The organism is Pseudomonas sp. UBA4617 (assembly GCF_002386445.1).
Lineage (GTDB): Bacteria > Pseudomonadota > Gammaproteobacteria > Pseudomonadales > Pseudomonadaceae > Aquipseudomonas.
The window spans coordinates 98,641-116,233 of record NZ_DGIR01000019.1; the positions used below are offsets into that span (position 1 = coordinate 98,641).

Below are 17,593 nucleotides of genomic sequence, written 5' to 3' on the forward strand. Positions count from 1 at the left end.
CCTCAGCCGTTAGGGCCCACGGTGGCAACGATGGTGACTTGCTTGTTGTCCGGTATTTCCTGATACGCCAACACATGCAAATTCGGTACGGCCAGGCGACCGAAACGCGACAGCATGGCGCGGATCGGGCCGGCCACCAGGAGGATGGCCGGCTGGCCCTGCATCTCCTGGCGCTGCGCCGCTTCGATCAACGAACGCTGCAGCTTCTCGGCCATGCTCGGCTCCAGAAGAACACCGTCTTCCTGACCTTGCCCGGCCCTTTGCAGACTATTGAGCAAGATCTGTTCCAACCTTGGCTCCAGGGTAATCACTGGCAGCTCCGACTCAATGCCGACAATGCTTTGCACGATGGCGCGACACAATCCGACGCGCACTGCCGCCACCAGCGCGGCGGTATCTTGACTCTTGCTGGCGTTGTTCGCGATCGCCTCGGCAATACTGCGAATATCACGCACCGGCACTTGTTCCGACAACAGCGCTTGCAGCACCTTGAGCAAGCCCGACAAGGAAATGACACCCGGCACCAGCTCTTCTGCAAGTTTAGGCGATGCCTTGGCCAGCACTTGCAGCAATTGCTGGACCTCTTCGTGGCCGATCAGTTCGTGGCAATGCTTCTGCAGGATCTGGTTGAGGTGGGTGGCCACCACGGTACTGGCATCGACCACGGTGTAGCCCAGCGACTGCGCCTGGGCGCGCTGGCCGACGTCGATCCATACCGCTTCCAGGCCAAACGCCGGGTCGCGCGCGGCGATCCCGTTGAGGGTGCCGAACACCTGCCCCGGGTTGATGGCCAGTTCGCGGTCCGGGTAGATCTCGGCCTCGGCCAGGATCACCCCCATGAGGGTCAGGCGATAGGCGCTGGGTTGCAGGTCGAGGTTGTCACGGATGTGCACGGTCGGCATGAGGAAGCCGAGGTCTTGCGAGAGCTTCTTGCGCACCCCCTTGATCCGCGCCAGCAACTGGCCACCCTGGTTGCGGTCGACCAGCGGGATCAGCCGGTAGCCGACCTCCAGGCCGATCATGTCGATGGGCGTGACGTCGTCCCAGCCCAGCTCCTTGGTCTCCAGCGCGCGCTGCGGCGAAGGCAGCAGGTCCTGCTGGCGCTGCGCCTCTTGTTGCGCTTCGAGCTTGGCCTTCTGCTGCTTCTTCCACACCAGGTAGGCGCCACCGCCGGCCAGCAGGCCAAGGCTGAGGAAGGCGATATGCGGCATGCCCGGCACCAGGCCCATGACGATCATCAGCGCGCCGGACACTGCCAGCGCCTTGGGCGAATCGAACATCTGCCGGTTGATCAGCTTGCCCATGTCCTCGGAACCCGAGGCGCGGGTGACCATGATCGCGGCGGCGGTGGACAACAGCAGCGAAGGCAGCTGCGCCACCAAACCGTCACCGATTGTCAGCAAGGCATACACCTTGCCAGCATCACCGAAGCTCATGCCGTGCTGCAGCATGCCGATCAGCATGCCGCCGATCAGGTTGATGAACAGAATCAACAGCCCGGCGATGGCATCACCGCGGACGAACTTGCTGGCGCCGTCCATCGAACCGTAGAACTCGGCTTCCTGCGCCACTTCGGCACGGCGGTGCTTGGCCTGGGCCTGGTCGATCAGGCCGGCGTTGAGATCGGCGTCGATCGCCATCTGCTTGCCGGGCATGGCATCCAGGGTGAACCGCGCGCTCACTTCCGAGATTCGCCCAGCGCCCTTGGTCACCACCACGAAGTTGATGATCATGAGAATGGCGAACACCACGGCACCGACCACGTAGTTACCGCCAATAACCACCTCGCCGAATGCCTGGATCACCTTGCCGGCAGCGCCGTGGCCTTCCTGGCCATGCAGCATTACCACGCGGGTGGAGGCCACGTTCAAGGCCAGGCGCAACAGCGTGGCCACCAGCAGGATGGTGGGGAACGCGGCGAAATCGAGTGGGCGCAGGGCGTATACGCACACCAGCAGCACCACGATCGACAAGGCGATGTTGAAGGTGAAGAATACGTCGAGCAGGAACGGTGGTATCGGCAACATCATCATTGCCAACATGACCAGCAACAACAGCGGTACACCCAGGTTGCCCCGACCGAGGCCGGCCAGGTTGTGACGGGCGTTGCTGATTAACTGAGTGCGATCCACCACGAGTCCTCTTGATGCAAAACTTTGACGCCCCGGGGGCGCCTGGGCGTGGCTTTGCAAGAAGCCTTCCAACTTTGCCCGGCTTCAGGCGCTAATGCTTCAAGACGGGCATCTGTCAGCTGTCACGCCGCAGGTCCGGCGGAATCGGCAGATCCTCCTTCAACGGCTCAGGCCGCTTGCCCTTGCCAGCCCGGTACTGGCGAATCTGGAACACATAGGCCAAGACCTGCGCCACCGCCAGGTACAAGCCGGCAGGAATTTCCTGCTCCAGCTCGGTGGAGTAGTAGATCGCCCGCGCCAAAGCCGGCGACTCAAGAATCTGGATCTTGTGCTCCACGCCAATTTCGCGAATCTTCAAGGCAATGAAATCGGTGCCCTTGGCCAGCAGCAAGGGCGCCGCCCCGCCCTTCTCCGGGTCATACTGCAAGGCCACCGCATAGTGCGTGGGGTTGGTGATGATCACGTCGGCCTGTGGCACCGCGGCCATCATCCGCCGCTGCGAAACTTCGCGCTGCAACTGGCGGATCCGCTGCTTGACCTCGGGCTTGCCTTCGCTGTCCTTGTACTCGTCCTTGACTTCCTGCTTGGTCATCTTCAGCTTGTTGTACGCCTGCCACAGCTGGTACGGCACGTCCGCCGCGGCAATCAGCAGCAGCCCGGCCGCCATCCACAACGCACTCCAGCCCACCACCTGCAGGCTGTGGATGATCGCCTGCTCCAGCGGCTCGTTGGCAATCGCCAGCAGAGCCTGGCGATCGTTCATCAACACCACTATTGCAATCACCAGGATGACGAAGAACTTGGCTAGCGCCTTGATCAGCTCGGTCAAGGCATTCATCGAGAACATCCGCTTGATCCCCGCCAGCGGGTTCATGCGACTGAACTTTGGCTGCAGCAGGCTGCCGGAAAACAGGAAGCCGCTCAGGGCAATAGGCGCTACGAACGAGACCACGAACAGCAGGATCAGCACCGGCTGCGTCGCCCACAGCGCCATCTTGCCCGAGGCCAGCAGCAGGGCGGTCATGGCCCGCTCGTCGACGATGGCGTCGCGGCTCAGGCTGAAGTTCATGCGCATGATCGCCAGCAGCGTTTCCGCCATGTAGCCACCAAATGCCAGCAGGCCACCGGCGCCAGCCAGGGTCACCGCCACTGTGTTCAGCTCCTTGGAGCGCGCTACTTCGCCTTTCTCGCGGGCATCGCGCTTGCGCTTGTCGGTGGGGTCTTCTGTCTTGTCCTGACCGCTTTCGCTTTCCGCCATGTTCAGCGCGCCCTTGCCAATTCACGCAGCCATTGCAGCGCTTCGCTGGCCAATGCCTGGTAGTGGGACAGGATATCGGCCAGGCCGATCCAGAAAATGCCCATGCCAAGCACCAGGGTCAGCGGGAAACCGATGGAGAAGATGTTCAATTGCGGCGCCGCACGGGTCATCACGCCAAAGGCGATGTTCACCACCAGCAACGCCGCGATCACCGGCAGGACCAACAGCAGCCCGGCGCCGAACACCCACCCCAGGCGCCCGGCCATTTCCCAGAACTGGTTGACTGCCAGCGCACTGCCCACCGGCAAGGTGGTGAAGCTTTCGGTGAGCACTTCGAACACCACCAGGTGGCCGTTCATCAACAGGAACAGCACGCTCACCAGCATGGTCATGAACTGGCTGATGACCGCGACGTTGACGCCGTTGGCCGGGTCGACCATCGACGCGAAGGCCATGCCCATCTGCACCGCTACCACCTGGCCGGCGATCACGAACGCCTGGAACAGCAGCTGCAGGGCGAAGCCGAACAGCGTCCCGACGATGATCTGCTCGGCGCACAACAGCAGGCCACGCAGGCTCAACGGGTCGAACTCGGGCAGCGGCGGCAGCGCCGGAACGATCACCACGGTAATCGCCACCGCCACATACAGGCGCACCCGCGCCGGCAACATGCGGGTACCGAGAATGGGCATGGTCATCAGCACCGCAGTCACCCTGAACAAGGGCAGGATGAAGGTGGCGACCCAGGTGCCAATCTGCGTGTCGGTCAATTCCAGCATCGCCGCCTCAACCGATCAGGTGCGGGATGTTGGTGTACAGGCCGGTGATGTACTCCATGAACTTCTGCACCAGCCACGGCCCGGCAATGATCAGCGTGACCAGCATCACCAGCAGGCGCGGCAGAAAGCTCAGGGTCTGTTCGTTGATCTGCGTGGCGGCCTGGAACATCGCCACCACCAGGCCCACCAGCAGGCTCGGTACCACCAGCACGGCCACCATCAGGGTGGTCAGCCACAAGGCATCGCGGAACAGGTCGACAGCTACTTCCGGGGTCATCGGCGGCTCTCCTTGACGGCGTCAGACGCCGCCGAAACTGCTGGCCAGGGTGCCCATGATCAGCGCCCAGCCATCGACCAGCACGAACAGCATGATCTTGAACGGCAACGAAATGATCAGCGGCGACAGCATCATCATGCCCATGGCCATCAGCACACTGGCCACCACCATGTCGATGATCAGGAACGGGATGAAGATCATGAAACCGATCTGAAACGCGGTCTTCAGCTCGGAGGTGACGAACGCCGGCACCAGGATCGCCAACGGGACCTGGTCCGGGCCGGCGATGTCGGTGCGCTTGGACAGGCGCATGAACAGGTCGAGGTCGCTTTGCCGGGTTTGCGCCAGCATGAAGTCCTTGAGCGGCCCCTGGGCCTTGTCGATGGCCTGCTGGGCGGTCATCTGTTCCTTCAGGTACGGCTGCAGCGCGTCCTGGTTCACCCGGTCGAACACCGGCGCCATGATGAACATGGTCAGGAACAGCGCCATGCCGGTTAGCAGCTGGTTCGACGGCGTCTGCTGCAGGCCCAGGGCCTGGCGCAGGATCGAGAACACAATGATGATGCGGGTGAAGCTGGTCATCAGGATGACGAACGCGGGAATGAAGCTGAGCGCCGTCATGATCAGCAGGATCTGCAGGCTGACCGAATACTCCTGCTGCCCGTCCGCGGTATTGGACAGGGTGATGGCCGGGATCGACAGCGGGTCGGCGGCCAGGGCCAGCGGCGCCGCCAGCAGCAGCGCCAGAATCAACAACAAACGCAGCGCGCCGCTCATCGCTTCTTGTCCTTAGGGTCCTTGCCCATCAGCTCCATCAGCCGCTGGGCGAACTCCGGCGTCGCCTGACGGGCGTTTTCCGGTACTTCCACGGGCTCGGCCAGCACATGCAGGGCCTCGATGCTGCCAGGGGTATGGCCGATCAGGATCTGCGCCTTGCCCACCTGCACCAGCAGCAGGCGGTCACGCGGGCCGATGGCCCGGCTGCCGACGATCTCGATCACCTGCCCGCCCTTCACGGCAGTTCCCTGCATGCGTCGCAACAGCCAGGCCAGGAAGAAAATCAGGCCGACCACCAGCAGCAGGCCGAAGACCATCTGCGCCAGTTGCCCGCCCAGGCTGCCAGGCGCAGCCGCAGGCGTTGACGTCGGCGTGGCCGCGGCCAAACAGGCCTGGCTGGCAAGCAGCGCGGCGAATGCCAGGCAGGCGCGCATCGTGCCCTTCACTCAGCGCAGCTTCTTGATACGTTCGCTGGGGCTGATCACGTCGGTCAGGCGGATGCCGAACTTCTCGTTGACCACCACCACTTCGCCATGGGCGATCAGCGTGCCGTTGACCAGCACATCGAGCGGCTCACCGGCCAGGCGGTCCAGCTCGATGACCGAACCCTGGTTGAGCTGCAGCAGGTTGCGGATATTGATCTCGGTGCTGCCCACTTCCATGGAAATGTTCACCGGGATGTCCAGGATCACGTCCAGGTTCGGGCCTTCCAGGCTGACGTTCTCGCTTGGCTTCGGCGAGCTGGCGAACTCTTCCATCGGCAAGCGGCCCAGGCCGCCAACGCTGCTACCGGTGTCGCCACCCAGCAGTGCATCGATGTCGGCCTGCCCGGCTGCACCGGTTTCCTCCAGTGCCGCAGCCCATTCATCGGCCAGCGCCTGGTCCTCTGGGGAGGTGATCTCGTTTTCGTTAGCCATGATTTCCTCGACAGGCATTCAATACGTTATGAGCGACCGGCACGCCGTCAGCGGCGTTCGATCGGATCGATGATCTGCAGCGCCAGGTTGCCCTTGTGCGAACCCAGGCGCGCCTTGAACGAAGGCACGCCGTTGGCGCGCAGCACCAGGTGTTCGGGCAGCTCCACCGGAATCACGTCGCCTGGCTGCATGTGCAGGATGTCGCGCAGCTTCAACTGGCGCCGGGCGACCGTGGCACTCACCGGCACGGCCACGTCCAGCACGTCCTCGCGCAAGGCCTTGACCCAGCGCTCGTCCTGGTCGTCCAGGTCGGACTGGAAGCCGGCATCGAGCATTTCCCGCACCGGCTCGATCATCGAGTACGGCATGGTCACGTGCAGGTCGCCGCCACCGCCGTCCAACTCGATGTGGAAGGTCGACACCACTACCGCCTCGCTGGGCCCGACGATGTTGGCCATGGCCGGGTTGACCTCCGAGTTCATGTACTCGAAAGTGACCGGCATGATCGCCTGCCAGGCTTCTCGCAGGTCAACGAAGCACTGGTCCAGAACCATGCGCACCACGCGTAGCTCGGTGGGGGTGAACTCGCGGCCTTCGATCTTGGCGTGACGACCGTCGCCGCCAAAGAAGTTGTCCACCAGCTTGAATACCAGCTTGGCATCGAGGATGAACAGCGAGGTGCCGCGCAGTGGCTTGATCTTGACCAGGTTGAGGCTGGTCGGGACGTACAGCGAATGCACGTATTCGCCGAACTTCATCACTTGCACGCCGCCTACCGCCACGTCGGCGGAGCGACGCAGCAGGTTGAACATGCTGATCCGGGTGTAACGGGCGAAGCGCTCGTTGATCATTTCCAGGGTCGGCATGCGACCCCGCACGATACGGTCCTGACTGGTCAGGTCATAGCTCTTGATGCTGCCAGGCTCGGTGGCACTCTCGGTCTGCACCAGACCGTCGTCGACGCCATGCAACAAGGCATCGATTTCATCCTGGGACAGCAGGTCCTGTACGGCCATTGCGGACTCCTACTGCAATACGAAATTGGTGAACAGCAACTGGTCGATGACCGGCTTGCCGACTTCCTTCTGCGCCACTTCCTGGACCACTGCGGTGGCCTTCTGGCGCAGCATCTCCTGCCCGACCGGGCTGCCAGCCAGGGTGTCGAAGCCCTGCCCGGAGAACATCATCACCAGGTTGTTGCGGATGACCGGCATGTGCACCTTGAGGGCGTCAAGGTCGGCCTGGTTGCGCGCCTGCAGGGTAATGCTCACCTGCATGTAGCGCTGGCGACCGTTCTGGTTGAAGTTGACCACGAAAGCCGGGGCCAGCGGCTCGTAGAGCGCCGCAGGCTTGACGTTGCCGGCCGTTGCCTCGGCGGCCGGGGCCGGCTCGCTCTTGTGCATGATGAACCAGGTGGCGCCGACCGATAGGCCAATCGCCAGCAACAGGCCGACGACCGCCAGCAGGATCAGCTTGAGTTTGCCTTTAGTGGCGGGGTCTTTGACTGCTTCGCTTTTCGCCATGCCAATAATCCGTCGTCCATCGGGGGTTCAAGGGAGGATGGCTTGGCTTGAGCAAGTGTTATGCCAGCTTTGGGCTTGATGGGCCTTGCGCCTGCGAATCGAGCGCCGCACAACCCAAGGCATACGCCCTGGCATCAGGCGTAGTAATCGACCGCACTGTCACCGATGACCAGCTGCTGCTCCACAGGTCGGCTGCTGTCGGCGCTCTCGGTACCGCCCTGCTCCGCCTGCCGCGCCGCCACCCCGGACAATTGGCTGCCCTGGGCCTGCGCCTGCTGTTGCTGCTGATGCTGCCCACGCGACTGATCGGCCACGTTGACGTCCGGCTGGGCCAGGCCCTGCTGGGTGAACAGTTCACGCAGGCGGTGCACCTGGCTGTCAAGGGCATCACGCACACCGGCGTGGCCACTGATGAAGGTGATCTGGGTCGACTGGTCCGTCGCAACATTGACGCGAATGTCCAGCCGACCAAGCTCTGCCGGCTCCAGCTGGATATCCGCCGACTTGAGGTTCTGGCTGGACAGGTACATGACCCGGTTGACCAGGCCCTCGGCCCAGGCGTTCTGGTTCATGGGCAGTGGCTGGTGCAACGGGCTGGCATTGACCGGCACGGCATTGGCGGTCTTGGCCGTGGCCGCCTGGGTCAGGTTGGCCAGACGGTTGGCGAAATCGTCGACGCGGGTGTCGCTGCTGGCGCTCTTGGTGTCCTTCAGGCCATCTTCGAGCAAGGCGCCGAAGGCCTTGTCGCCAGGCTCCCCACCGTCGGCTGCTGCACCATCGGCATTTTCCACCAGGCCCGCCAAGCTATTGACGGCCACGGACCCTTCTTCCGCCTGGGCTTGCGCCGGGTCAAGGGCATGGGCCGAGGTTGCTCCCTTGGCCTGGGCACTGTGCTCCAGCGCCAGGCGCAAGGTTGGCAGGTTGAACAACGGGTCGGCGTCAGGGTCGAAGCTTTCCTCATCTGCCGGCGCCTCGGGCAGCGCGGCCGGAACCTGCGCCGTGGCGGCCTGCAGCACCGGTGCCACGGTCTCGGCCTGGGCCTGGATCAGTTGTGCGCCAGGCTGGGCGTCGGTGACCTGGCCAGCGACCAGGCTGGCATCGCGCATGTCGGTATCGGCCTGGGTGTCGGCTGGCAATGGTTTGCCGTCATCGGCAACAGCGGACTTGTCAGCAGGATCGGTCTTGCCACCCTGCGCCGGCGCAGGTTTGTCCTTGGGCCTGGCCTGGGCGACCTTGTCGTTCTGCCCGACCGGCTTGTCCTGCCCCTGCCTGGCCATCACCTGGTCGAAGCCGGCGCCTTTGTCCGCCGGCGCCTGCAGCGGTTTTTCGGCCTGTGCGGGGGCCGACCGCGCGGGGTTGGCAATGGCGTTGGCTTGCAACAACGGATTGGGTGCGACAGGCATCGAGCGGTCTCCGCGCCGGGAACAAAAAAGACATCCAGGCAGTGGAAAGCAAGAGTCGCGCCAAGTTACCCATCAACCCGCCGAAATACGTTGCTGCTCGCCCCGGTAGAAACGCTGCACCTCGAAGAACTCCCGATCGATACGGGAGATCAGGTCTTCGATGCCATACAGCGGCGGCCGTCGCGCGCGCTCCTCCAGCTGCTGGCACAGGCTGGCCAACGCAACCGCGCCCATGTTGCTGCTGCTGCCCTTGAAGCTGTGCGCGGCCGAACCGAGCTCCTCGGCACTTCTGGCCGCGTGCAGCTGGCCCAGGCGCCGTTCGGAGTCTTCGAGGAATGTCTGCACCAGTTGCAGGTAGCCATCTTCCATGACTTCACGCAGGTCGCTGAGTACCTTATGGTCAATATGCATGTCAGTCACTTGTTCACTCCCTTGATCAAGCCAGATTATGCCCGAGCCAGCCCGTGGCTCACCAGACGAACTCCACCTGCGCGCAACGCCCGCCTTCGCTCCAGCGCGCGCTGCTGGCCAGCCGCCGGACCAGGTTCAGGCCGCGTCCGCTCAGCCCCTGCTCCGTTGCCGGCCGCGCCAGCACCTGCTGCACATCGAAGCCGGCGCCACTGTCGCGGACCTCGATCATGAGACGCCCGCCGTCGCCGTACGGTTCAACCTTGAAGTCGATGCGCACGTAACCGTCGGTCAGCTGCATCAGGCGCCGGGCGCGTTCCTGGTAATAGGCGGCAAAGCCCTGCACATCGCGCTTGAGCTGCGAGTCCAGGCCCAGTACACCATGTTCCAGGGCGTTGGAATACAGCTCGCTGAGCACACTGTGAAGGTTGCCGGTACGCGCGCGCAGGCCGTGAATTTCCTGCAACAACTGCACCAGGTAAGGTACCGGGTTGAAGCGCTCCAGACTCTCGCCACGCACTTCGAACCGCAGCGACCAGTGCAGCGGGCTGGAGCGACCGCTGTCCGAGTAGATAACCGGCACCGGCACCCGCTCCTCGGCGCTGAGCATACGAATGTCGCACAGGCTGATGTCATCGCGCGGGCGCCCACCGAAGCGCTCCAGGGCCTGCATCACTTCATCGAACAACTGCGCCGGGTCACGGTTTTCGGCCAGCACCTTGCGCAGGCGCCGAACACCGAACAGGCGCTCCTGGTCGTCAGCGGTATCGATCACCCCGTCCGACAGCAGCAGCAAGCGCTCGCCCGGCGCCAGCGGCAGCACTTCGGTACTGTCATCGAAACGCTCGGCAGCCAGAATGCCCAGTGGCAGGTGTTGCGAACTCAATACCGACAGCACCTGCCCCTCTACCGACAGGCGATAGCCATCAGGCATGCCGCCGTTCCAGACTTCCACCGAACCGCGCTGCGCATTGAGGTCGAGCAACAGCGCGCAACAGAACATGTCCACTGGCAGGATGCGCTTGAGCTTGGCATTCATCTCGCGCAGGATCTGCGCGATACCGTAGCCCTTGGCGGTCATGCCATAGAACACTTCGGCCAGCGGCATCGCCCCTACCGCCGCCGGCAGGCCGTGGCCGGTGAAATCACCGAGCAGCACACGCATGTCGCCGGACGGCGTGAAGGCGGCCAGCATCAGGTCGCCATTGAACAGCGCGTAAGGTGACTGCAGATAGCGGATGTTGGGTGCGGCCAGGCACCCGGAGTGGGCCACCTTGTCGAACACCGCCTTGGCCACCCGCTGTTCGTTCAGCAGATGATCATGATGCCGGGCAATCTGGTCGCGCTGCTCCAGCACGGTGGCCTGCAGGCGGCGCAAGCGGTCCATGGCGCGAATCTTGGCGCCGAGTATCACTGCGCTGTAAGGTTTGGCCATGAAGTCATCGCCACCGGCCTCCAGGCAGCGCACCAGGCCCTCTTCCTCGTTCAGCGAAGTCAGGAAAATGATCGGCACCAGCGCCTCGCCGGCCAGCGCCTTGATCTGCCGCGCCGCCTCGAAGCCATCCATCACCGGCATCAACGCATCCAGCAGCACCAGTTGCGGGCGCCGCTCGATGAACAGCGCCACCGCCTGCTCGCCGTTTTCCGCCGTGACCACCTGATGCCCCTGACGCCGGACGATCTGCGCCAGCAGCAGGCGGTCGGCGGCACCGTCCTCGGCGACCAGCACGGTCAACGCCTGCTCGGCCGGCATGTCGGCGCTCAACTGATATCGAAGAGTTTTTCGAAATTGGAGATGGCGAGGATCTTGCGAACATCGGAGCTGGCATGCACTACACGCACGTCCGAATGGTCACCACCGGCATGGTCGCGCAGCAACAGCAGCATGCCGAGCGCGGAACTGTCGAGGTACGTAGTATCCTTCAGGTCGACCACCACCGAATCGGGGCGGCTGGGCTGACGCTCGTAGGCGTCACGAAACTCCTGGTGCTTGCCGAAATCGAAGCGACCCTTGATCTTGATCGTCAGTTTTTTCCCGTCCTGCGAAAAATCAGTCTCGACTGCCATGCTAGCGATTCCTTCGATGATGGCGGATACGGCTGCTTAAAGGTTTAGCAGGCAACGGCGGGGGCTGCAAGCGATGCGGCTCGTGGATACAGGTTGCCTGTGCCGGCCACTTCGCGGATAAACCCGCCGCCAAAGGACCGTTAAAGCGGGGGCTGCCGTGGCAGGCGCTGGGACAGCTCATCGAGCAGACGCTGTTCGCGCTTGTCTTCCGCACGCCGGGCTTCTTCCTGGTAGCGCTGCACCAGCTTGCGCAAGCCCTCCACCCGGGCATAGGCCTGCTGCCAGGTGCCACGCGCGTTGTTGAGGTTGTTCTGGTGCCAGACCAGGCTTTGCCGCTGCTGGGTCATGACCGTTTCCAGTTGCCCGAGGAAACGCTGGTAGTTGACCAGCCAGCTGCCATTGACCCCCTGCCCGCCACGGTTGATCCACTGCAGCTGGTAATCCTCGCGGAACCGTTCGAGTTCAGCCAGCTTGGCCTGGGCCGTCGCCACCTGCTGCTGAAAATGCCCGAGGCGCTGGGCCGCCTTGCGCTCGGCCTCCTCGGCCATGTCCACCACCGGCGCCAGGCGCGCGGCACGTCCGGGCAGGGCCATGGCCTATCAGCTCGCCGGGGGCGTGAAGATCGCGCCCAACTGTTCGCGGCTTTGCGCCATGCCCACGTTCTCGTGCAGGCCCTGGCGCAGGAACTCGACCATCTGCGATTGCAAGGCGATAGCCAGGTCGGTTTCCGGATCGCCGCCGGCCACGTAGGCGCCCACGCTGATCAGGTCGCGGCTTTGCGAGAGGCGCGACCACAACTGCTTGAGCTTCTGCGCCTGGCGCAGATGGTCGGCATCGACCACCTGAGGCATGACGCGGCTGATCGAGGCCTCGATGTCGATGGCGGGATAATGGCCCTCCTCGGCCAGCCGGCGCGACAGCACGAAGTGGCCGTCGAGCACACCGCGCGCAGAGTCGGCGATCGGGTCCTGCTGGTCGTCACCCTCGGACAGCACGGTGTAGAACGCAGTGATCGACCCCCCGCCCGGCTCGCCGTTACCCGCCCGCTCCACCAGCTTGGGCAGCTTGGCGAATACCGACGGCGGGTAACCGCGGGTGGCCGGCGGCTCGCCGATGGCCAAGGCGATTTCCCGCTGGGCCTGGGCGAAACGGGTCAGCGAGTCCATCAGCAACAGCACGTTCTTGCCCTTGTCGCGGAAGTACTCGGCAATGCGCGTGCAGTACATGGCGGCGCGCAGGCGCATCAATGGCGCATCGTCGGCGGGCGAAGCGACCACCACCGAGCGCTTGAGGCCTTCTTCACCCAGGATATGTTCGATGAATTCCTTCACCTCGCGGCCACGCTCACCGATCAGGCCGACGACGATTATCTCGGCTTCGGTGAAGCGGGTCATCATGCCCAGCAGCACCGATTTACCCACGCCGGTACCCGCGAACAGGCCCAGGCGCTGGCCACGGCCCACCGTCAGCAACCCGTTGATGCTGCGAATACCTACGTCCAGCGGCTTGCTGATCGGGTCGCGGTTGAGCGGGTTGATCACCGGCCCGTCCATCGGCACCCAGTCCTCGGCCTTCATCCCGCCCTTGCCATCCAGCGGCCGGCCGGCACCGTCGAGTACCCGGCCAAGCATGCTCATGCCCATCGGCAGACGGCCACTGTCATCCAGCGGTACCACCCGGGCGCCCGGGGCGATGCCGACGATGCTGCCAACCGGCATCAGGAACACTTTGGTCCCGGCAAAGCCCATGACTTCGGCCTCGACCTGCACCGGGTGGTAGCTGTCGTCGTTGATCACCAGGCAGCGGGTACCGACCGCCGCGCGCAGGCCTTCTGCCTCCAGGGTGAGGCCGACCATGCGCAGCAGGCGGCCTTCCACCACCGGCTGGGCCGGCAGGTCGACAGCCTCGGCATAGCCGCCCAGCCGTTTGCCGAAGCTGGTGCGCTCAAGCTTCATCGGGGCGGGCCAGATCGACGGCGATATCGGCTGCCGCCGGATGCAGGGAATGGTCATGCAAGCGGTCGAACAGTTGCGCCACGGCTTTCTCGATGCGGGTTTCCATGGTGGCGTCGATACGGCTGTGGGCGGTCTCGATGCGACAGCCGCCCGGCAGCAGCGCACTGTCCTCCAGCAACCGCCAGTTCTCCTCATGGCGTTCGCGCAGCGCCTTGACCAGCTCGAAGTCCTGGGGGTTGAGGTGGATCCGGATGTTGTCCGCGCCCATGGGCAGCAGCTTGAGCGCCTCGCGCAGCACCTGGGTGATGTGGCTGGAATCGCCGCGCAGTTCGCGACCGATGACCTGGCGCGCCATGTGCGCCACCAGGTGGATCACCGATTTCTCGATCTGCGTATCCTGTTCGGCGATCGGCTCCATCAGGTTGGTCATCAGTCGCTCAAGGCTTTCCAGCTTGGCCTTCAGGGCTTCTTCGGCTTCCTGGCGCACCTTCAGCTGGGTGCTGTGGAAGCCCTCGCGCTCGCCGGTGGCGAAGCCTTCGTTGTAGGCCTCCTGGCGGATGGCTTCGAGTTCTTCCAGGGTCAGCGGCTGGACTTCCTCCAGCGGCACTTCCTCGACTTCTTCCTCGATGACCTCGGGCTCCGGCTCGGGTTCGGGCTCCGGCTGCGGGTCGAAGCTGGGCAGCGCCCACACATCCACGCCCTCGAGGTCGTGGGCGCGGATCAGGTCGCTGGGGTGACGTTCTTTGGTGGGCATGTTTTCAAGTACTCAATAGCCATCAGCAACCTACGCGCCCTGCTGGAGGCGCGGCGCCTGATCGACAGCGGAGCGCGTCGCCTGGTGGATCAGATCATTTCCTCGGCGCCCTTGCCGCCGAGCACGATCTCGCCGGCCTCGGCCATGCGTCGGGCGATGGTGAGGATTTCCTTCTGCGCCGTTTCCACGTCGCTGACCCGCACCGGTCCCTTGGCCTCCAGGTCGTCGCGCAGCAGCTCGGAAGCACGTTTGGACATGTTCTTGAAAATCTTGTCCTTGACCCGCTCGTCGGCGCCCTTGAGCGACACCACCAGCACATCCGACGACACTTCGCGCAGCAGCGCCTGGATGCCACGGTCGTCGACGTCGGCCAGGTTGTTGAAGACGAACATCAGGTCCTCGATCTGCTCCGACAGGTCGCTGTCGATTTCGCGGATCGCGTCCATCAGTGCACCTTCGACCGAACTGTCGAGGAAGTTCATGATGTCGGCCGCACGCTTGATACCGCCCAAGGTGGTGCGCGCCGCATTGGAGTTGCCCGAGAACTGCTTCTCGAGGATCTGGTTCAACTCTTTCAGCGCCGCCGGTTGCACGGTGTTCAGCGAGGAGACGCGCAAGACGATGTCCAGGCGCACCTTGTGGTCGAAATTGCTCAGCACTTCGCCAGCCTGGTCGGGGTCGAGGTAGGCCACCACGATGGCCTGGATCTGCGGGTGCTCGTAGCGGATCACGTCGGCCACGGCACGCGGCTCCATCCACTTGAGGCTGTCCAGGCCGCTGGTGTTGCCACCGAGCAGGATGCGGTCGACCAGGCCATTGGCCTTGTCCTCACCCAGGGCCTGGTTGAGCATCTTGCGGATGTACGCGTCGGAACCGACACCCAGGCTGGTCTGGTCGCCGACGATCTCGACGAACTCGCTCATCACCTGCTCGACCTGGTCGCGGTGCACATTGCCCATCTGCGCCATCGCCACACCGACCCGCTGCACTTCCTTGGGCCCCATGTGGCGCAGCACCTGGGCTGCATCGGTCTCGCCCAGCGAGAGCAGGAGGATCGCCGCTTTGTCGACGCGGCTCAGCTTGGCGGTAACGGCTCGGTTATCACTCATCGGCGTTGATCCACTCTTTCACGACCTGGGCCACACGGCCCGGGTCTTCGGCCACCAGGCCTTTGATTGCGTTGAGCTGTGCCTCGTAGCCCTCGGTCGGACTAGGCAGCAGAATGCTTGTCGGGCCACCCAGAGTGACGCGGTCGCTGGCCAGTTCGCCATCCAACCCCACCATGCCGCCCAGCTCCATGTCGCTATCCTGGGCAGCCTGCTTGCCGCCCCCGGTAATATTGTTCAACACCGGCCGCAGTACACCGAACACCAGCACCAGGATGAACACCACGCCCAGCACCTGTTTGACGATGTCCCAGAACCACGGCTGCTGGTAGAAGGCGATATCGGCGATTTCCTCGCCACGGTCGGCAGCGAACGGCACGTTGATCACCGTCACGCTGTCGCCACGGCTGGCATCGAAACCGACCGCGTCCTGCACCAGGCGGGTGAAGCGCGCCAGGTCCTCGGCGCCCCACGGCGCACGGGTGGTGTCACCGGTGGCCGGGTCGACCTTGACCTGGTCATCGACGACCACGGCCACCGACAGGCGGGTCATGCGCCCCTGCTGCTGGCGGGTATGGCTGATGGAGCGGTCCAGCTCGAAGTTCTTGGTGCTCTGCTGACGCTTGTCCGACGGGTACGGCGCCAGCATCGGCTGGCCGGTGGCCGGGTCCATGATCTGCTGGCCATTGGCGTCTACCAGCGGCTGGCCGGGCTGGATAGCCGCCGCCGGCGTGGCAGCGCCACCGGTGGTCTGCGGTGCCGAGGCCGGGCCTGGCGGCTGGTTGCTCAGCGCACCAGGCACGCCCTGCGGGCCCTGGCTGCTGGCACGTTGTTCGTCGACCGACTGCTCGCTGCGCAATGCCGGCTGGTCGGGGTTGAACTGCTCGGAGGTGGACTCGACCGCGCTGAAGTCCAGGTCGGCAGACACTTCGGCCTTGTAGCGGTCATTGCCCAGCACCGGTTGCAGGATGTTGTGCACGCGCTGGGTGAGCATGCTTTCCACCCGGCGGCTGTAGTCGAACTGCTTGCCAGCCTGGGTCAGGGCGGTGTCCTGGATCTGCTCGGACAGCAGGTTGCCTTTCTGGTCGACCACGGTGACCTGGGACTTGTCCAGTTCCGGCACGCTGGTCGCGACCAGGTTGACGATGGCCATCACCTGCCCGGCTTCCAGGGCACGGCCCGGATACAGCTCGACCAGCACCGAGGCGCTGGGCTTGCGCTCGTCACGCACGAACACCGAGCTTTTCGGAATCGCCAGGTGTACTCGCGCGCCCTTGACATTGTTCAGGCTGGACACGGTACGCGCCAGTTCACCCTCCAGGCTGCGACGATAACGGGTGGCCTCCATGAACTGGCTGGTGCCCAGCCCCTGCTCCTTGTCGAGCAGTTCGAAGCCGATATTGCCATCGCTCGGCGCCACGCCGGCCGCGGCCAGTTTCAGGCGCGCACGGGAGAGGTCGTCGGCCTTGACCAGCAGAGCGCCGGAATTGGGCTCGACGTTGTAGGGGATGTCGGCCGCGGCCAAAGTATCCATGACCTGCTTGGTATCCATGCCCGCCAGGCTGCCGTACAGCGGGCGGTAGTCCGGTTGTTGCGACCACAGCACCACGGCGAAGCCGATCGCCACGCTGGCGGCCAGGCCGACCAACAGGCCGATCTGACGCAGCATGGGCATCTGCGCGATGTTTTCCAGAAACGCCATGCCGAACAGCGGCGGCTTGGCCGCTGGCGGACCGCTTTTCACGGGGGCGTTGTCGACGACTGCTTCAGCCATGGATTATGTCCGTCCTCAAACCGGCATCTGCATGATGTCCTGGTACGCCTGGACCAGCTTGTTGCGTACCTGGGTCAGGGCCTGCATCGATACGCTGGCCTTTTGCGAAGCGATCATGACGTCAGTCAGGTCGACGCCGCTCTTGCCGATCTCGAAGGCGTTGGCCAGCTGGGTCGAAGCCTGCTGCGTCTCATGCACCTTGCCGATGGCCTGGCCGAGCATATCGGCAAAGGTACTCTGCCCCGGTGCCAGCTCGGGGGCTGCAGCCACCTTGGGCAGCGACATGGCGTCGGCCTGCATGGCCCGCATGTCCAACATCAGACGATTGAATTCAACACCTTGGCTCATGACCCTTCTCTCTCCTGCGGCCGCATTTTTTTGACGTGATGCGGCGGATAGCCTACCTAAAGCAACAAAGGTGCCAGCCTGCGACCAACCCGGTTTTTTATGCCCCCTGCAGGAG

The 17,593-nt window shown here is 64.1% G+C and carries 19 protein-coding genes; all 19 read right to left on the reverse strand.

The genetic code is table 11. The features are described from left to right. Window positions 1-2: 2 nt before the first annotated feature. The 19 genes from flhA to fliE all read right to left on the reverse strand — a co-directional run bounded on the left by flhA (window position 3) and on the right by fliE (window position 17,478). Window positions 3-2,132, reverse strand: a complete 2,130-nt coding sequence (flhA, locus tag B4L76_RS07385) for a flagellar biosynthesis protein FlhA (protein WP_296231642.1) — start codon at window positions 2,130-2,132, stop codon at window positions 3-5. A gap of 115 nt (window positions 2,133-2,247) precedes the next feature. Then, on the reverse strand, window positions 2,248-3,390 hold the full coding sequence (gene flhB, locus B4L76_RS07390) for a flagellar biosynthesis protein FlhB (protein ID WP_296231540.1): 1,143 nt from the start codon (window positions 3,388-3,390) through the stop codon (window positions 2,248-2,250). Between the two features lie 2 nt (window positions 3,391-3,392). Next, window positions 3,393-4,169, reverse strand: coding sequence for a flagellar biosynthetic protein FliR (gene fliR / locus B4L76_RS07395; RefSeq protein WP_296231542.1), 777 nt, complete (start codon window positions 4,167-4,169; stop codon window positions 3,393-3,395). Between the two features lie 7 nt (window positions 4,170-4,176). Continuing rightward, window positions 4,177-4,446 carry a flagellar biosynthesis protein FliQ gene (fliQ, locus tag B4L76_RS07400; RefSeq protein WP_289130925.1) on the reverse strand — a complete coding sequence of 90 codons (270 nt, stop codon included), beginning with the start codon at window positions 4,444-4,446 and terminating at the stop codon, window positions 4,177-4,179. 21 nt (window positions 4,447-4,467) lie between these two features. Continuing rightward, entirely contained in the window at window positions 4,468-5,223 is a 756-nt protein-coding gene (gene fliP / locus B4L76_RS07405; protein ID WP_296231546.1) for a flagellar type III secretion system pore protein FliP, read from the reverse strand. Beyond that, complete coding sequence (fliO, locus tag B4L76_RS07410; protein ID WP_414707175.1) at window positions 5,220-5,657, reverse strand: flagellar biosynthetic protein FliO; 438 nt, start codon at window positions 5,655-5,657, stop codon at window positions 5,220-5,222. The genes fliP and fliO overlap by 4 nt, the downstream gene beginning before the upstream one ends. A 12-nt stretch (window positions 5,658-5,669) precedes the next feature. Next, the gene (fliN, locus tag B4L76_RS07415; RefSeq protein ID WP_296231550.1) at window positions 5,670-6,140 is read right to left on the reverse strand and encodes a flagellar motor switch protein FliN; all 471 of its coding nucleotides are present in this window, start codon (window positions 6,138-6,140) and stop codon (window positions 5,670-5,672) included. 47 nt (window positions 6,141-6,187) lie between these two features. Continuing rightward, window positions 6,188-7,156, reverse strand: coding sequence for a flagellar motor switch protein FliM (gene fliM, locus B4L76_RS07420; RefSeq protein ID WP_186679733.1), 969 nt, complete (start codon window positions 7,154-7,156; stop codon window positions 6,188-6,190). 9 nt (window positions 7,157-7,165) lie between these two features. Then, on the reverse strand, window positions 7,166-7,663 hold the full coding sequence (gene fliL, locus B4L76_RS07425) for a flagellar basal body-associated protein FliL (RefSeq protein WP_296231554.1): 498 nt from the start codon (window positions 7,661-7,663) through the stop codon (window positions 7,166-7,168). Window positions 7,664-7,797: 134 nt separating this feature from the next. Continuing rightward, window positions 7,798-9,066 (reverse strand): flagellar hook-length control protein FliK, encoded by a 1,269-nt coding sequence (locus B4L76_RS07430; protein WP_296231556.1) that lies wholly within the window; start codon window positions 9,064-9,066, stop codon window positions 7,798-7,800. A 72-nt stretch (window positions 9,067-9,138) separates the two neighbouring features. Then, window positions 9,139-9,486: an Hpt domain-containing protein gene (locus B4L76_RS07435; protein WP_296231558.1), complete on the reverse strand. Its 348-nt coding sequence runs from the start codon at window positions 9,484-9,486 to the stop codon at window positions 9,139-9,141. A gap of 49 nt (window positions 9,487-9,535) precedes the next feature. Further along, window positions 9,536-11,227 carry a fused response regulator/phosphatase gene (locus tag B4L76_RS07440; protein WP_296231559.1) on the reverse strand — a complete coding sequence of 564 codons (1,692 nt, stop codon included), beginning with the start codon at window positions 11,225-11,227 and terminating at the stop codon, window positions 9,536-9,538. Window positions 11,228-11,235: 8 nt separating this feature from the next. Further along, on the reverse strand, window positions 11,236-11,541 hold the full coding sequence (locus B4L76_RS07445; protein ID WP_296231560.1) for an STAS domain-containing protein: 306 nt from the start codon (window positions 11,539-11,541) through the stop codon (window positions 11,236-11,238). A gap of 140 nt (window positions 11,542-11,681) precedes the next feature. Continuing rightward, window positions 11,682-12,134, reverse strand: coding sequence for a flagellar export protein FliJ (fliJ, locus tag B4L76_RS07450; protein WP_296231562.1), 453 nt, complete (start codon window positions 12,132-12,134; stop codon window positions 11,682-11,684). 6 nt (window positions 12,135-12,140) lie between these two features. Beyond that, window positions 12,141-13,496, reverse strand: coding sequence for a flagellar protein export ATPase FliI (fliI, locus tag B4L76_RS07455; RefSeq protein ID WP_296231563.1), 1,356 nt, complete (start codon window positions 13,494-13,496; stop codon window positions 12,141-12,143). After that, on the reverse strand, window positions 13,486-14,250 hold the full coding sequence (gene fliH, locus B4L76_RS07460) for a flagellar assembly protein FliH (protein WP_296231565.1): 765 nt from the start codon (window positions 14,248-14,250) through the stop codon (window positions 13,486-13,488). The genes fliI and fliH overlap by 11 nt, the downstream gene beginning before the upstream one ends. 89 nt (window positions 14,251-14,339) lie before the next feature. Continuing rightward, a complete protein-coding gene (gene fliG / locus B4L76_RS07465) occupies window positions 14,340-15,359 on the reverse strand; it encodes a flagellar motor switch protein FliG (protein WP_013973604.1) in 1,020 nt (339 codons plus the stop codon). Continuing rightward, a complete protein-coding gene (fliF, locus tag B4L76_RS07470) occupies window positions 15,352-17,130 on the reverse strand; it encodes a flagellar basal-body MS-ring/collar protein FliF (protein ID WP_296231568.1) in 1,779 nt (592 codons plus the stop codon). Before fliF ends, fliG begins: the two co-directional genes overlap by 8 nt. A 15-nt stretch (window positions 17,131-17,145) precedes the next feature. Further along, entirely contained in the window at window positions 17,146-17,478 is a 333-nt protein-coding gene (fliE, locus tag B4L76_RS07475; RefSeq protein ID WP_013973606.1) for a flagellar hook-basal body complex protein FliE, read from the reverse strand. Window positions 17,479-17,593 lie beyond the last annotated feature (115 nt).

Excerpts from the sequence above, each read along its gene's own strand:
- flhB (WP_296231540.1), bottom strand. The coding sequence starts at position 3,390 with ATGGCGGAAAGCGAAAGCGGTCAGGACAAGACAGAAGACCCCACCGAC.
- fliR (WP_296231542.1), bottom strand. The coding sequence starts at position 4,169 with ATGCTGGAATTGACCGACACGCAGATTGGCACCTGGGTCGCCACCTTC.
- fliQ (WP_289130925.1), bottom strand. The coding sequence starts at position 4,446 with ATGACCCCGGAAGTAGCTGTCGACCTGTTCCGCGATGCCTTGTGGCTG.
- fliP (WP_296231546.1), bottom strand. The coding sequence starts at position 5,223 with ATGAGCGGCGCGCTGCGTTTGTTGTTGATTCTGGCGCTGCTGCTGGCG.
- fliO (WP_414707175.1), bottom strand. The coding sequence starts at position 5,657 with ATGCGCGCCTGCCTGGCATTCGCCGCGCTGCTTGCCAGCCAGGCCTGT.
- fliN (WP_296231550.1), bottom strand. The coding sequence starts at position 6,140 with ATGGCTAACGAAAACGAGATCACCTCCCCAGAGGACCAGGCGCTGGCC.
- fliM (WP_186679733.1), bottom strand. The coding sequence starts at position 7,156 with ATGGCCGTACAGGACCTGCTGTCCCAGGATGAAATCGATGCCTTGTTG.
- fliL (WP_296231554.1), bottom strand. The coding sequence starts at position 7,663 with ATGGCGAAAAGCGAAGCAGTCAAAGACCCCGCCACTAAAGGCAAACTC.
- B4L76_RS07430 (WP_296231556.1), bottom strand. The coding sequence starts at position 9,066 with ATGCCTGTCGCACCCAATCCGTTGTTGCAAGCCAACGCCATTGCCAAC.
- B4L76_RS07440 (WP_296231559.1), bottom strand. The coding sequence starts at position 11,227 with ATGCCGGCCGAGCAGGCGTTGACCGTGCTGGTCGCCGAGGACGGTGCC.
- B4L76_RS07445 (WP_296231560.1), bottom strand. The coding sequence starts at position 11,541 with ATGGCAGTCGAGACTGATTTTTCGCAGGACGGGAAAAAACTGACGATC.
- fliJ (WP_296231562.1), bottom strand. The coding sequence starts at position 12,134 with ATGGCCCTGCCCGGACGTGCCGCGCGCCTGGCGCCGGTGGTGGACATG.
- fliI (WP_296231563.1), bottom strand. The coding sequence starts at position 13,496 with ATGAAGCTTGAGCGCACCAGCTTCGGCAAACGGCTGGGCGGCTATGCC.
- fliH (WP_296231565.1), bottom strand. The coding sequence starts at position 14,250 with ATGCCCACCAAAGAACGTCACCCCAGCGACCTGATCCGCGCCCACGAC.
- fliG (WP_013973604.1), bottom strand. The coding sequence starts at position 15,359 with ATGAGTGATAACCGAGCCGTTACCGCCAAGCTGAGCCGCGTCGACAAA.
- fliF (WP_296231568.1), bottom strand. The coding sequence starts at position 17,130 with ATGGCTGAAGCAGTCGTCGACAACGCCCCCGTGAAAAGCGGTCCGCCA.
- fliE (WP_013973606.1), bottom strand. The coding sequence starts at position 17,478 with ATGAGCCAAGGTGTTGAATTCAATCGTCTGATGTTGGACATGCGGGCC.